We start from the raw sequence: 14,590 nt of genomic DNA, 5'->3' as shown, positions 1-14,590 counted from the left end.
TTAAATGATTTTGAGAGAATGGTAATTGAAGATATGAATATACAGAGGCACTTCTTGATTCCTTTATCCCTATGAAGGTATAAAATTGCCCAGGAAATATCCATTTGTTTATTTTTTATACATATTTCGGGAGTATACTCCTATAATGTCTTAAATAGACCTTATATAATCAACATAAAAAAGCATGTAGGAGGAAATTATGAAAAAGTTTTTATTTACAATAGGAATTATGACAATGTTAGGTGCCTTTTTAACAGGATGTAGCATGGGGCCAGAAGCGACAAAAACAGAGCCTATTACAGATGAGGCAGCTGTACAAGAACTTTATGATATAGCAAAAGATGCTATTACAACTTATTTTGACGTGAATATTGAAGATGGTGTAGAACGTAAAGTGGAAGCAAGTAAAAACTATGTGCTTGTAGATTTACCATCAGCTACTTACTTACACAGAAATAATATGATTAGGGGAATGGTAGAAGGTGATCCAGTTCCAAATCAACTTTATTCTTATGGTGTAAGTGTAGATCCTAATACAAATGCTGTAACAGGAGCAATTGTAGTAGAGGCTTCAGATAAAGAACCTTTAAAATATGAAGAATCACACCTAGAAGAAATTGCAAGACAGTTTTTAACTGAGAAGAAGATTGTTGAAGACCCAAGTAAGCTTGTATACACTGGAATCGAAAAAGCAATGACAAACAAACAATATAAAGGGCTTAGATTCCAATATAATAATGAAGATGATGTACTTGTAACAGTAAGTCTTATAACAGGTCAAGTAAGACACTTTGAGTACTCAGAAAAAATTGAAGTAGAAGAAGCTAAATAGAACGTTAAAATTAAAAGGGTATTGCGCAACCAATTGTGCAATACCCTTTTATAGTATTTCTAATCATTATGGTGCCAGAAGTGCTACTAAGTCCTGGTCTTCAAAATCAATAGAAATTATTTTATTATTTATAAATTGTGCATTTCCAGTTACCTTTAGTGTATGGGTAGATGAAGTGGTAGATTTAACTTTAAGTGTTATATCAAAGTAATAAGTGATAGGACTATTTAAGTCCCTTTTTATTGTCATCTTCTCAAAGATAATCTGTCTATTGGACTCCCTTGCAAGAAAATGATATTTATCACTGTATCGTTGCTTTAAAAAAGTTTCTAAAGCTTGAGGTGTGAAGTAAGTATCATAACGGTCAGAGAGAACTTGAGTGCTTTTTGCAGAATCCTGGCTCAGTTGAACAATTTGTGCGTCAGGGCAATTAAAAGTTTTCTTTGCTACCTGTTGAATTGTTCTAGGATTAGAATCTAAGGGATAACGTCTATAAACTAAAAAAATTACAACAATGCCTAAGAGGAAAAGAATAAAAGTTATGTTTCGTTTCAATGTAACACCCCCCTTAATATTAATATATGTCATAAAGGGGAGAATGAAGCTTATTTTTACGCTTTAACAAATTGCTCTAATAACTCATAAGGCACTTCTGTTTTTCCATAGCCACAACCAATTTGAAGATTAGGTTTATTATCACCATGGAAGTCGCTACCACCTGTAATAATAAGATTATGGCTCTTGCAGTATTGAGTGAGGCGATGCGTTTCTGGTTCGTAGTGCTTTGGATAGATAACTTCTACACCATCTAAGCCGTTATAACGTAGCTCGTCCAACATTGGAAGAGGGTTTTGATTAACAAATTTATAAATATAGGGATGAGCTAGAATAGCCTTACCACCTACTTGATGGATTAAATCGATGCACGTTTTGAAAGTAGGTGCTGCTTTTTGTACATAAGCAGGTTTACCTGGTGTAATATATTTTTCAAAGACTTCCTCCATAGAGTTAGCATAGCCTTTATTCATCATAGCACGTGCAAAATGAGGACGGGCAATAATAGAGAGTTGGTCACGTGGTCCTAGATCCTCTTCAGTAATGTCAAAACCTAAGGCTTGGAATTTTGCAAGCATTTCTTGATTACGCTTTTCACGCGCTTCTACAAAGGCTTTTAATGTTTCATGGAGAATAGGGTTAGATAGATCTAAATAAAGACCTAGAATATGAATTTCTTTTCCATGATAATCAGCAGAAAGTTCAATACCTGGAATAACTTCTAAGCCCAATTCCCTCCCAGTTTCTTGGCATTCTTTGATACCAGCAATAGTGTCATGATCTGTAAGTGCGATAGCACATAAGCTTTGTGCATGTGCAAGTTCAGCTACTTCACTTGGGCTTAGGGTACCATCTGATTTATTTGAATGAACATGTAAATCAATACGTTTCATAAATAACCTCCTTTAATAAATTACTTCTATTTTAGCATACTTCTGCCTCCTCGAACGTAAAATGTATAAGAATGCCATTAAATAAGGAGGGGAGAAAATGAGCAAACATAAGAGTAAGAAAAAATCTAGCATCAATGTAGGCGATCTTGCAGTTACACTTTTTAAATCTAATCTTGTGGCATATGCATTAACAGCTATCTTTATTATCTTTGCAGCATTACTTATTACATATACCAATCTTGGCCCAAATTTTGAAAAATGGATCATTATTATTGGTACAATTGCGTCAGCAGCATTAGTAGGGTATGACACAGCTAAGCCACAGGGGAAAGAGGGCTACAAGTGGGGCTTGATTGGCGGAATGAGTTACTTAATCATCTTTATACTTATTGGTGCTTTAACAGGAGGAGCTAAAGGACTTAATATTTCTTACATGTTAATCGTGGCTGTTCTTGTACTCATTAGTAGCGCTATTGCTGGTATGTTCTCTGTTGTAAACCAAAAATAATTTTTAGCCATGTTTTCAAATATCACAGGATATGGTATAATATTCAAGGTTTATAGCGAGGAGGGAAATGCAATGAAACACGTTAAAACACTTAACACTAAAAACTTAAAAAACAGTGCCGCTAAAGGTGGTTGTGGTGAATGCCAAACATCATGCCAATCAGCATGTAAAACATCTTGTACTGTAGGGAATCAAGCTTGCGAAAAATAAGTTTGACTTTTATTAAGCTTTCAACTTAGGTTGAAAGCTTAATTCATGCTAGGCCCCTTTAAACCAAAATCCAGTTATAATAGATGCCTTACGACATAGAAAGGAAAAAAAGATGATACATAAATTTAGATTTGAGGACTCAAATATTTTAATGGATATCCATAGTGGTGCAATCCATATTATTGATGATGTAGCTTATGACATCGTAGAAGATGTACTTGCTATGTCAAAAGAGGAAGTTGTAACAAAATATGAAAATAAATATAACAAAGAAGAGTTAGCAGAAGCAATTGATGAGCTTAAAACTTTACAAGAAGAAGGTATGCTTGATACTGAGGATACATATAAAGATCTTGTACCAGCGTTCTTAGATAGAGAACCAGTTGTCAAAGCACTTTGCTTACATGTAGCACATGACTGTAACTTAAAATGTAAATATTGTTTTGCAGGTGAGGGAGAATACCATGGTGACCGTGGGATGATGACTCTTGAAGTAGGTAAAGCAGCTATTGACTTCTTAGCTAAAAACTCAGGACACCGTAAAAATATCGAAGTAGACTTCTTTGGTGGAGAACCACTTATGAACTTTGAAGTGGTTAAAGGTGTAGTAGAATATGCAAGAAGTATTGAAGCTGAAACAGGCAAAAATTTTAGATTTACAATGACAACAAATGGTGTTCTTCTTAATGATGAAATCATCGATTATTTAAATGAAAATATGTACAATGTTGTACTTAGTCTTGATGGACGCCCAGAAGTAAATGATCATATGCGCCCAACATGTAATGGAAAAGGCAGCTACGACGTGATTATGCCTAAGTTCAAAAAGCTTGTAGAAAAACGTGGTGGTAAACAATACTACATCCGTGGAACATTCACACATCATAATACAGACTTTGCAAGTGATGTACTTCACATGGCAGATCAAGGATTTGATGAAGTATCTGTGGAACCAGTAGTTGCACCAGCAGAAATGGATTATGCACTTCAAGCAGGAGATATGGCAACAATTTGTAGCGAATATGAGCGTCTTGCAAAAGAAATGCTTCGTCGTCACAAAGAAGAAGGCAAATGCTTTAACTTCTTCCACTTCATGGTTGATTTAACAGGTGGTCCATGTGTACATAAACGTCTTGCAGGTTGTGGTTCAGGTTCAGAATACCTTGCAGCAACACCAACAGGTGAACTTTATCCATGTCACCAATTTGTAGGTATGCCAGAGTTTAAAATGGGTGATGTTTGGAAAGGTGTAGAAAACATCGAACAACGTAAAAAATTCGAGAAATGTAATGTATACAGCAAGCATGAATGTACAGAATGTTGGGCAAAATTCTTCTGTAGTGGTGGTTGTGCAGCAAACTCTTATAACTTTAATGGGGACATTAACTCAACTTATGAAGTTGGCTGTGAAATGCAAAAGAAACGTCTTGAATGTGCGATTGGCTTAAAAGCGGAATTAAGTGAATAAACATTAGGATAATTTGACTAAAAACAGTAAAAATTATATAATTAATTTAGTGAGTTTAAAGGCACGAAGGAGGAAAAAGGAATGAAACAAGGCAATCAAAAGCTAAAAAGTATTGGTTTGTTTGTACTTATGCTTGTTGTTGCAGCCGGTCTTTCATATCTTGCTTACTTTGGGCTTGGGGAAAAGAACACATTTGGTATTGAAAATATCAAACTGGGACTTGACCTCCAAGGTGGGGTAAACATCGTTTATGAAGCAGCTATCGAGAATCCAACAGAATCCGATATGGCAGCAGCAGTACAAATGATTCGTACAAGGTTAGACAAAGAGGGGTACACAGAAGCAGATGTTTCTCAAGAGGGAAATAATCGTATTCGTGTAGATATTCCAGGGGTAGACGATGCACAAGCAGCCATCAAAAGTATCGGTGCAGCAGCTATGCTTAAATTCTACGATCAAGATGGTAACGAAGTTGTAACAGGTAAGAATATTAAAGAAGCAACCGCTCAAATTGTTACAAATAATATGGGTGCTCAAGAACCAGTTGTTTCAATCAAAATGGATGATGAAGGAACAAAACTCTTTGCTGAGTTTACAAAAAACAATATAGGCAAAGGTATTTATATTACACTTGATGAACAAGTCATTAGTTCTGCCAACATCAAAGATGCAATCACAGATGGAAATGGTATGATCTCAGGTAACTTTACAACAGACTCAGCTAAGCAATTAGCTGAACGTATTAATGCAGGGGCATTACCTTTCGCACTTACTGATATTTCTTCAAATGGTGTAGGTGCAAAACTTGGTATGGGTGCGCTTGAGACAAGTATTAAAGCAGGTTTAATTGGATTTATCTTTATTTTAGTATTCATGGTTGTGCTTTATAGATTAAGTGGTATGGCAGCAGACCTTGCACTTATTATTTATGTAGGACTTCTTATGATTGCATTAAGCTTAATGGGTTCAACACTTACATTACCAGGTATTGCAGGTATTATCCTCTCAATCGGTATGGCAGTAGATGCTAACGTTATTATCTTTACACGTATCAAAGAAGAGCTTAAAGCTGGAAAAAGTGTACGTTCATCAATCGATGCAGGTTTCAACAAAGCCTTCAGCGGTATTTTAGATGGTAACGTAACAACACTTATTGCAGCAGCTGTACTTTATACATTAGGTACAGGGGTTATTAAGAGCTTCGCAACAACACTTGCAGTAGGTATTGTAGTATCTATGTTTACAGCACTTGTTGTAACAAGATTCTTACTTAAGCTTTTAGTGGGTATGGGTATTGATAAGCCAGTTTTATATGGCGTGAAACAAAAGACTGAAGAGGGGAGGGCATAAGCGATGAATAATTTAAAAGTTATCGAAAGAAGAAAGATTTTCTTCATTCTTTCCTCAGTCCTCATTCTTATCGGGCTCCTCGCAATGCCATTTAATGCAGCACGTGGACAAGGCATCTTAAACTATGATATTGAGTTTAAAGGTGGTTCCGTTATGCAAGTGGATCTAGGCACAGATATTGATCCACAAACAGATATTATGCCACTTATTAATGAGCTCTTACCAGACGTAGCACCTCGTATTCAAAAGGTAACTGGTACAACTCAAATTATTATTACAATGCACCCAACTACATCAGAAGAAAGAACAAAGCTTTATGATGCATTAGTTGAAAAATATAATTTAACAGGAGAAAAAGGTGACATTCTTTTAAAAGACGATAACTTCTCTCCAACAATTAGTCCAGAATTCAAAATGAAAGCTTTACAAGCAGTTGCACTTGGGGCAATCTTAATGCTTATCTACATTTCATTTAGATTCAAAGACTTTAAATTTGGTGCAAGTGCTGTACTTGCCCTGCTTCATAACGTACTTATTATGTTAGGGGTATATGCATTATTTAGAATTCCACTTAATAATACATTTATTGCAGCTATGCTTACTATTATTGGGTACTCTATTAATGATACAATCATTATCTTTGACCGTATTCGTGAGAATAAAGGAAGAATCAAAGGAAGTGATGAAGAAATTATTGATATGAGTGTAGGACAAACTATAACACGTTCTATCAATACATCTATTACAACATTAGTAATGGTTGTTCTTCTTTACATTCTTGGAGTATCTTCTGTTAAGGAATTTGCTTTCCCACTTGTAATAGGTATTGTTGCAGGTACTTACTCATCAATCTTCATTGCCAGCCCATTATGGTATGAAATGAGAAAGTTCCAAAGAAATCGTAATAAGAATAAAGTAGCAGAGTCTAAAGGTAAAAAGAAATAATAAATGCACTATAATTTATACAATATCAAAAGCGTCTGAAAAATAAGTTTTTCAGACGCTTTTATCTAAAAAATACTTTACTTTCTGTACAAGTAGGTATATAATAATCAAGTAAACAAATTTACAACAAATGGATCGTTAGCTTAGTTGGTAGAGCATCAGACTCTTAATCTGAGGGTCCTGGGTTCGAGTCCCAGACGGTTCACTATTTTAAAGCACGTATAGATTATCTATACGTGCTTTTGTTTTTGGGAGATCATCTAAGACGCGATTTTAAGCAGATAGATCATTTATATTTTAAGCTCTTAGGACCATAGCTGAGAAGTTTCTGAACAACAAATAGAGGACTATTACATTTAAGTGTAATAGTCCTCTATTTGTTATAAAAAGAAGAAATATTAATACAATCAATCTAGCTGATATTTTGAGCATCAGTACGAGATACAAGAGACTCTAGGTCCTTCGTAAGCTGTGTAAGGTCTTGAATAAAGGCTTTAGCGTGTTCAGTCTCAGATAAGTATTCTTCAATATGAGCAAAAGCTTCTTGAGTGTGAGAGAGTGTTTCTTGTGAGATTGCATTTACCTGTCTAATACTTGATTCAATAGATTCATTGGAATCAAGTGTATCAAGTATCTTTTGATTAATAATACTTAGTGATTGATTTAAAGTTACTAATAAATGATTTAAGGTGTTAATTTGAGTATCTGTAGTTGAAATAAGGTTGATAGCTTCTGAATTAATATGTGTAAGAGAAGAAACTTCTTCAAATACACTTTCGACTTCTACTTGTAAATCCCAGAGGATAGTGCCTACTGCACTAGCAGAAGTTTTACTTTGCTCAGCCAGTGTCTTAACTTCATTTGCAACAACAGCAAAGCCACGTCCACTTTCGCCTGCACGAGCTGCCTCAATAGAAGCATTTAACGAAAGAAGATTAGTCTGTTCAGAAATGCTTGTAATCATAGAAATAATACCTTGAACTTCTTTCGTTTTTTGAATTAAACGTTCACAGACAGTATACAAAGTTGTATTTTTTTGATCAATTTTAGTAGAAGTAGTTGATAATGCTTGAATTGTATCTAGAACTTCTTTAAAGACAAGGAATCCTTCTTCAGAGGATTTGTTGATTTTAGTTGATAGTTCGGATGTTTCCTTAATTTGCTCCTGAATATTATTGGTTGCAGTCGTTTGTTGCATAATATTGGTTGTAGTATTTTCACAACCTGTATTAATGACTTTAATAGATTCATAAATAGCTTGTGACCCACCTTCAACAGCATCAATAGTAAAGGATAAGTTAGAAGTGTTTTGTGTCAAAAGATTAATAGCTTGAGTAAGCTTTTCAATAGTTTCTAGTTGTTGTTGATGAGCAAGACTGACCTTTTTACCTTCTTCTAGAACAGAAGTTCTGACCATTTTATTAAATCTTGTAACGATATAGATAGATACAAATACAACGATTAAAATGAAAAATTGCATGAGAATAACTGTAGAGGTTGTAGCATCATAAAAGCGCGTGCACCAAATAAGATTCATACCAATAACTGCTACAAAAACACGTTTCAGTAGACCAAGATCTAGGTAGAAGCTAGCATTTATAAGCATAGGTATAACGAGCATAGGTGATACAAGTGAACGATAAGATAAAATACCAATCAAATAACCTATTCCAAAGGGGGCCGCACAGATACGATGAATAAAGTGACATGTTGGATTAGAACGATAAACAAGTGTACTTATGCAAACAGGAACTAAAATAAAGGTAATAACTAATATCGTAGGGATAAGATCAATAGAGCCACGATAATAAGAAAAGCAAATGCCCAATGAATAAACAATGGCTAAGATCCAATTTAAAAGTAAGAAATTTTTGTTTGTGAGTATTTTTATATTTGATTCTGTCATAATGTCTCCTATTTTATTTTATAATAGTATATTTAAGGAGTTTAAGTCTAAATATTAAGTAAGAATAACTATATACTAGATTGAAAATAAACACAAGTCGTGATAGAATATGTAAGAAAATATTACAATTGACAATAAAAGATATAAAAAAAGAAAAACTAAAAATTTGGCATTTCAAATGACGTAAGTTAATTAACTATTATAACAGGGGGAAACTATGAATTTCAAAAGTATTAAGGCAAAGATAATGGTGCTAATATTATGTATTGCAATTCTTCCAACGGCCATTGTAAGTATCTATATGGGAACAAAGGTGTATGTAGATAAGGTCAAAGAAGTTTATTGGGTATAGGAAAATAATAGAAACCTTATAAGTGTGAGTATAGAGCAACCATTAAAAGAAGCGAAAACACTTATAAAGTTGCTTGCTAATGATATTGGGATATTAGAAGAAATGACATATGAGGCTATTGGAGAACGTGCAAGGCAAGCAATCCAGTTAAATGAAGTCATTACAGACGTATATGTACTAAATCCTAAAGGGGACCAAATTTATAATTCTAAAGGAAAAGATAAATTAGTTAATAGAGCAGACCGTGAATATTTCATCAATGGAATGAAGGGACAAGAGGGTTTTACAGATGTTATGATTTCACAAAAGAATAATAACGTTATAGTCATGTACTATACTCCAGTGATGAAATATGGGCAAGCAGCAGGGGTATGTGCAGTGAACATAGACATTTCAAAGTTCATTGATATGCTTAAGATGGAGCAGGAAAAAACAGGTGTTAATACATATATCGTAGATGATAAAGGGAATTTAATTGCTCATCCTGATGTAAAGGTTGAGGAGGAAATTATAAGCTATTTAGATTATGAACCTGTACAAAAGGTGATTAATGAAGAAATGGGAACGATTAAGTATAAGAAAGAAGGCAAGAATATCTTAGCAAGCTTTAGCCCATTGCAAGAAATTGATTGGGGTATTGTAGCAGAAAATGATGAAAGAGTAGCTTATACTGAACTCAATCAAATGATTGTTAACCTAATATTAATTGCAGTTCTAATTGTTATTGTAGCAGCATTTATTGCTATATTATTAGTAAGAGCCTTAACAAATCCTATTAAATTGATATCGCAGAAGCTTAATACCGCAGCAAGAGGGGAACTCAGTCATGCCTATTTAGAAGGGAATATTCTAAAGAAGCAAGATGAGTTAGGAGACATAGCTAGAGACTTTAATGAAATGATTACACACCTTAGTAGGATGATAGGAAAAATTAAAGATACTTCAATGAGTGTCAATAAGTCATCTAGAATCCTCTCAGAAGCATCAGAAAATGTAAAAGAATCAACCAATCAAGTAGCACAAGCTACTAATGAAATTGCGCAAAATACATCGCATCAAGCCGAAGAATTAGAAAGTACAGTAGTTAGTGTACGTATGTTAGGTGATGAAATTCAAACCATAGCAGAAAATATCTCTAATATTAGTAGAGTGTCAGATACAACGAAAGAAATTGCCATGGATGGACTAGAGTTTGTAAAGATTTTACAAGAAGCAAATGTTAAAAATAATAGCATATCTGAGACAATCTTTGAATCTATCGATCAAGTAAATGAAAGTGTTTCACAGATTACAATGATTATTGAAACGATAAGTAGTATTGCTCAGCAAACTAATTTATTATCTCTTAATGCAAGTATTGAGGCAGCAAGGGCTGGTGAGAATGGAAAAGGCTTTGCAGTTGTTGCAAATGAAGTACGTAAATTAGCAGATCAGTGTCAAGTTGCTACAGAAGAAATAGTAAGCCTTATTAGTAAGGTACAGGGCCAATCTAAGGCCACAGTTGCTATAGCTAAAGATAGTAAAGATGTATTACAAAAACAATATAGTGCGGTACAACAAACAGAAACAAGCTTTGAAAAGGTTAATACAGCCATTATAGAGATGTTAGAAAAAATACAAGCGATTGCTGCAAGTAGTGAGATTATTAATGAGCAAAAAGATGATGTATATAAACGAGTAGGTAGTGTAGCTGCTGAGGGACAAGATTCATCAGCTGTTGCGGAGGAAGTCTCAGCAACAACACAAGAACAATTACACTATATTGCAGATATGCAAAAACGCATTGATAAACTTTATAAAGTAACACAAACATTAGAAGAAGAAGTTAATCATTTCTCTTAAAATAAAAAACCACCTTAGATCATGAAACTAAGGTGGTTTTTCTATATACAAAAAATAAAGGGGAGATGAATAAACTAAAGTTCATTAGCTCTTTCGGATGAGTTAATAATAGCACCTTAAAAGAGATAAAACAATGGCTTTAGATAAAAGTTCATAATAGTTCACAAATCGTACAATAAGTTTGCGATTTGGTCAAAAATATAATATAACTGCAATATAAAAAATATAAAATCAGCTTAAATTAACTAACAAAAATTTACGAATAGCAAAGAAAAAAGAGAACAAGTCTATATACTTGTTCTCTTCATAAACCCTTAGCGATTAAGTCTTTTGTTAATGTCAGTTTGACGATCAGTAGAATCTTTAAGGAAACCTTTCATTAAAGATTCAAAGTCTGCCACAGGAACTTCTTTTTTAGGGGCTCTTTGTGGAGCTGGTTTTGCATTTTTCATAGAAAGAGATATTTTTCCTGTTGCAGGATCGATAGATAAGATCTTTACTTTTACAGTATCTCCCACTTTAACAGCGTCAGCTATATTTTCTAGAAAGCCATGAGTGATATGAGAAATGTGAACGAGCCCTTGAGTTGTTTCATCTAATGAAACGAATGCGCCAAATGCTTTAACACCAGTTACTGTACCCTCGATAATTTGTCCTACTTGAAATTTTTCAGTCATGATAACACTCCTATTATAGTAAATAACGTATAAATTATATCATAAGAATAAATCTATTGTATAGATATAAAAATAAATAAAGAAAGAGAAAAATATGTTATAATAGCAGTACCAAGCAGAGAGGGTGAAAAAGATTGTTACCAAATAAATACAAATGGCATAGCGAAGAAGAACCAAAGCAAGGTAATATTGTTAATAAAATTTTATATAGACGTGGTATACAAGATAAAGCAGAAATCGAAAGCTTTTTAACACCCTCAAAAGAACAGCTAAGTTCTCCTTATTTGCTTAATGATATGGATAAGGCAGTAGAACGTATTCAACGTGCAAAAAATAATGGAGAACATATTGTGATTTACGGGGACTACGATGTAGATGGTGTGACAAGCACCTCTATTTTATTTATGTTTTTAACTGAACAAGGTTATAGTGTGTCTTACTATATACCTAATCGTACAGAAGAAGGTTATGGACTAAATAAAGGAGCCATTGAAAAGATTAATCAATATGCAAGCTTAGTGATTACAGTAGATACGGGAATAGCAGCAACAGAAGAGGTAGCTTTTGCAAATGAATTAGGCCTTGATATGATTATTACAGATCATCACGAATGCCAAGAAATCTTACCTAAAGCCTTTTGTGTTATTAATCCCAAACGGCACGATACTACATATCCTTTTGATTGCCTAGCAGGAGTAGGAGTAACTTTTAAACTTATCCATGCTATTGCAATTAAAGAAGATGTAGTAGATAAAATATGGAAGTATATTGATATTGTTGCATTAGGGACAATTGCCGATGTGGTACCATTAGAGAAAGAAAATCGTGTCATTGCCTATTTAGGCTTTAAACAAATGAAAGAAACTGAGCATTTAGGACTTAGAGCACTTTTAGATATCGTACAAAATGGAGATCAAAAAATTACATCTAATGTAATTGGGTATCAGCTTGGACCACGTATTAATGCAGCAGGTCGAATTAGTGATGCCAAGATAGGTGTAGAACTCTTAACAACTAAAGACGAAGAACGTGCAAAAATTATTGCAGTAGAACTAGATTTAGAGAATAAAAAACGTCAAGAAATGGAACAGTCTATATTAAAGGAAGCAGAAGCTTATATAGAGGCACATGTTGATACTAAAAATGAAGATATGATTATCGTAGCAGGTAAGGAATGGCATCATGGTGTTATTGGAATAGTAGCTTCTCGTATTTTAAATAAATACTATAAGCCTACAATTGTGTTGACATTAGAAGATGGTATCTATTCCGGGTCAGCACGTAGTGTAGAAGGCTTTAATATCTTTGAAGCATTAACCCATGTTAAGGAGCATTTAACACGTTTCGGAGGACATGAGATGGCTGCAGGTCTGTCACTAGAGGAAGATAAGCTAGAAGCCTTTTGTAGAGATTTAAATGCCTATGCAAAGACTGTATTAAATGAAGAACTCCTAACACCAGCACTTGATATTGATTTAGAACTACGCCCAGAAGAAATTTCTATAGGGATATGTGAAGAGCTTGAAAGGTTAGAGCCTTTTGGAGTATGTAATCCTACGCCTACATTTGCAGTACGCGGTTTGGTTCAATATGCTCAGAAAATAGGAGGCGACAAACATTTAAAACTTGCTATTCAGAGTCATCATACTGTATTGCATGCCATTGGATTTGATAAAGGTGAGCTTGCAGATTGTTTAAGTGAAGGTGAAGAAGTTATTATAGCTTGCGAAATTACAAAAAATGTTTGGAATGGTAAGGTTTCTGTTCAACTACGTATTAAAGATATTATGTCATCTGAACAAGCTATTTTAAAAAGTAGGTATTATAGAGCCCTTTATGAAGCTTGCAAAGAGCCAAAGGTACCATCTAGAGTAGAATTAATTAAAGATGAAAGTCATGGGAATACTAGCTTTGCGGTATTTACAGAGCATAGCTTAATGGAAATATTTACATTGATGAGTAAACAAGAAAAAAAAGTTACTATCTTACCTAAAATATGTTATAATGATTTTTGGTCTTTAAAAGAGGCACCCGCGATTTTTGTGATGCCCCATAAAGCTCATCAAGATAATAGCCAATGTTATGAATGGGACTTTACAAGTGAAGGGACCTATAGGTGTTTGAATACCTCTTTGGAACAACATACTTTGCAAATATCTAAAATGGTACCAAGTTACACAGACTGCAAGTCAGTCTATAAGTACTTAAAGCATCAACAAGGCAGTGTCTATTTACACAAAATAGTGGAAATGTTTATGAGTTATGACATGACAGAATATAAACTGTTACAGATACTAGATATCTTTACAGAGCTTGAGCTTATTGCTTACAGCATTGAAGAGGAGAAAGTTATCTATACCTTATTAAAAGGCAACAAGACAAAACTCGAACACTCAAGACGTTATATGAGGTTGCAAGAATTTGCACAAAGTATGAAAAAGAGGTAAACAGGAGGACGTATAAAATGGACTTAAACTCATTAATTAGAGATGTGGAAAACTTCCCAAAAGAAGGTATCTTATTTAAAGATATTACTCCACTTTTACTAGACGCTAAAGGATTACAAGAATCTATCGATAAAATGGCAGAAGAAGTACAAGATGTAGACTTTGATATCGTTATTGGACCAGAATCAAGAGGTTTCATCTTTGGTGTACCTTTAGCTTACAAACTTCAAAAAGGCTTTGTTCCAGTTAGAAAACCGGGCAAATTACCTTATAAAACAATCGGCCAAAGCTACGATTTAGAATATGGTAGCAATACAATTGAAATGCACATTGACGCAATCAAGCCAGGCCAAAAAGTAATCATTGTAGATGATCTTCTTGCAACAGGTGGTACAACAAAAGCAATCGTTGACCTCATCGAAAAACTCGGTGGTGAAGTTGTAAAAATAGTTTATCTCATTGAACTTGAAGGGTTAAACGGTAGAGAAATCCTTAAAGGACAAAATATCGTTTCCTTACTCAAATACTAATTATGACAAATAAAAAGACACGTAGCCATCCACTACGTGTCTTTTTATGTATAATAGCATTGAATTTTTATTCTA

At 34.0% G+C, this 14,590-nt stretch carries 14 protein-coding genes and 1 tRNA gene; 11 read left to right on the top strand and 4 right to left on the bottom strand.

Annotation, left to right across the window (positions count from 1 at the left end; all coding sequences use genetic code 11):
* The first annotated feature begins 199 nt into the window (after positions 1-199).
* Entirely contained in the window at positions 200-832 is a 633-nt protein-coding gene (locus PBV87_RS08490) for a hypothetical protein (RefSeq protein ID WP_053986119.1), read from the top strand.
* Between the two features lie 66 nt (positions 833-898).
* On the opposite strand, the gene PBV87_RS08485 is transcribed toward PBV87_RS08490, so the two are convergent.
* Both PBV87_RS08485 and PBV87_RS08480 read right to left on the bottom strand, forming a co-directional pair.
* The gene (locus PBV87_RS08485; RefSeq protein ID WP_271011887.1) at positions 899-1,387 is read right to left on the bottom strand and encodes a hypothetical protein; all 489 of its coding nucleotides are present in this window, start codon (positions 1,385-1,387) and stop codon (positions 899-901) included.
* A gap of 56 nt (positions 1,388-1,443) precedes the next feature.
* A complete protein-coding gene (locus tag PBV87_RS08480) occupies positions 1,444-2,280 on the bottom strand; it encodes a PHP domain-containing protein (protein WP_271011886.1) in 837 nt (278 codons plus the stop codon).
* Between the two features lie 97 nt (positions 2,281-2,377).
* On the opposite strand from PBV87_RS08480, the gene PBV87_RS08475 reads away from it, so the two are divergent.
* From PBV87_RS08475 to PBV87_RS08450, 6 genes are all read left to right on the top strand, one after another.
* The gene (locus tag PBV87_RS08475) at positions 2,378-2,788 is read left to right on the top strand and encodes a TIGR04086 family membrane protein (RefSeq protein WP_053986116.1); all 411 of its coding nucleotides are present in this window, start codon (positions 2,378-2,380) and stop codon (positions 2,786-2,788) included.
* A 72-nt stretch (positions 2,789-2,860) separates the two neighbouring features.
* Positions 2,861-2,998 carry a six-cysteine ranthipeptide SCIFF gene (gene scfA, locus PBV87_RS08470; protein ID WP_053986115.1) on the top strand — a complete coding sequence of 46 codons (138 nt, stop codon included), beginning with the start codon at positions 2,861-2,863 and terminating at the stop codon, positions 2,996-2,998.
* Between the two features lie 112 nt (positions 2,999-3,110).
* A complete protein-coding gene (gene scfB, locus PBV87_RS08465; RefSeq protein ID WP_271011885.1) occupies positions 3,111-4,466 on the top strand; it encodes a thioether cross-link-forming SCIFF peptide maturase in 1,356 nt (451 codons plus the stop codon).
* An 81-nt stretch (positions 4,467-4,547) separates the two neighbouring features.
* Positions 4,548-5,816 (top strand): protein translocase subunit SecD, encoded by a 1,269-nt coding sequence (gene secD, locus PBV87_RS08460; protein WP_271011884.1) that lies wholly within the window; start codon positions 4,548-4,550, stop codon positions 5,814-5,816.
* 3 nt (positions 5,817-5,819) lie between these two features.
* Positions 5,820-6,761 (top strand): protein translocase subunit SecF, encoded by a 942-nt coding sequence (secF, locus tag PBV87_RS08455; protein ID WP_271011883.1) that lies wholly within the window; start codon positions 5,820-5,822, stop codon positions 6,759-6,761.
* 132 nt (positions 6,762-6,893) lie between these two features.
* A tRNA-Lys gene (locus tag PBV87_RS08450) sits at positions 6,894-6,966 on the top strand.
* Between the two features lie 207 nt (positions 6,967-7,173).
* Here PBV87_RS08450 and PBV87_RS08445 read toward each other — a convergent pair.
* Positions 7,174-8,667 (bottom strand): methyl-accepting chemotaxis protein, encoded by a 1,494-nt coding sequence (locus PBV87_RS08445; RefSeq protein WP_271011882.1) that lies wholly within the window; start codon positions 8,665-8,667, stop codon positions 7,174-7,176.
* A 217-nt stretch (positions 8,668-8,884) separates the two neighbouring features.
* Here PBV87_RS08445 and PBV87_RS08440 point away from each other — a divergent pair, with 217 nt between their 5' ends.
* Both PBV87_RS08440 and PBV87_RS22870 read left to right on the top strand, forming a co-directional pair.
* Entirely contained in the window at positions 8,885-9,019 is a 135-nt protein-coding gene (locus PBV87_RS08440) for a hypothetical protein (protein ID WP_271011881.1), read from the top strand.
* Between the two features lie 24 nt (positions 9,020-9,043).
* Positions 9,044-10,861: a methyl-accepting chemotaxis protein gene (locus PBV87_RS22870; protein ID WP_271011880.1), complete on the top strand. Its 1,818-nt coding sequence runs from the start codon at positions 9,044-9,046 to the stop codon at positions 10,859-10,861.
* Between the two features lie 314 nt (positions 10,862-11,175).
* Here the strand turns inward: PBV87_RS22870 and PBV87_RS08430 are convergent, their stop codons facing one another.
* Positions 11,176-11,538 carry a S1 RNA-binding domain-containing protein gene (locus tag PBV87_RS08430; RefSeq protein WP_053986110.1) on the bottom strand — a complete coding sequence of 121 codons (363 nt, stop codon included), beginning with the start codon at positions 11,536-11,538 and terminating at the stop codon, positions 11,176-11,178.
* A 134-nt stretch (positions 11,539-11,672) separates the two neighbouring features.
* Here PBV87_RS08430 and recJ point away from each other — a divergent pair, with 134 nt between their 5' ends.
* Both recJ and PBV87_RS08420 read left to right on the top strand, forming a co-directional pair.
* Positions 11,673-13,985 carry a single-stranded-DNA-specific exonuclease RecJ gene (recJ, locus tag PBV87_RS08425; protein ID WP_271011879.1) on the top strand — a complete coding sequence of 771 codons (2,313 nt, stop codon included), beginning with the start codon at positions 11,673-11,675 and terminating at the stop codon, positions 13,983-13,985.
* A 17-nt stretch (positions 13,986-14,002) separates the two neighbouring features.
* Positions 14,003-14,515 carry an adenine phosphoribosyltransferase gene (locus PBV87_RS08420; RefSeq protein ID WP_053986108.1) on the top strand — a complete coding sequence of 171 codons (513 nt, stop codon included), beginning with the start codon at positions 14,003-14,005 and terminating at the stop codon, positions 14,513-14,515.
* Positions 14,516-14,590: the final 75 nt, after the last annotated feature.

The sequence above is a fragment of the Holtiella tumoricola genome, from assembly GCF_027857615.1.
GTDB classification, from domain to species: Bacteria; Bacillota; Clostridia; order Lachnospirales; family Cellulosilyticaceae; genus Holtiella; species Holtiella tumoricola.
The sequence above is the reverse complement of the archived record's forward strand: the minus strand, read 5'-3'. Positions and strand labels throughout refer to the sequence as shown.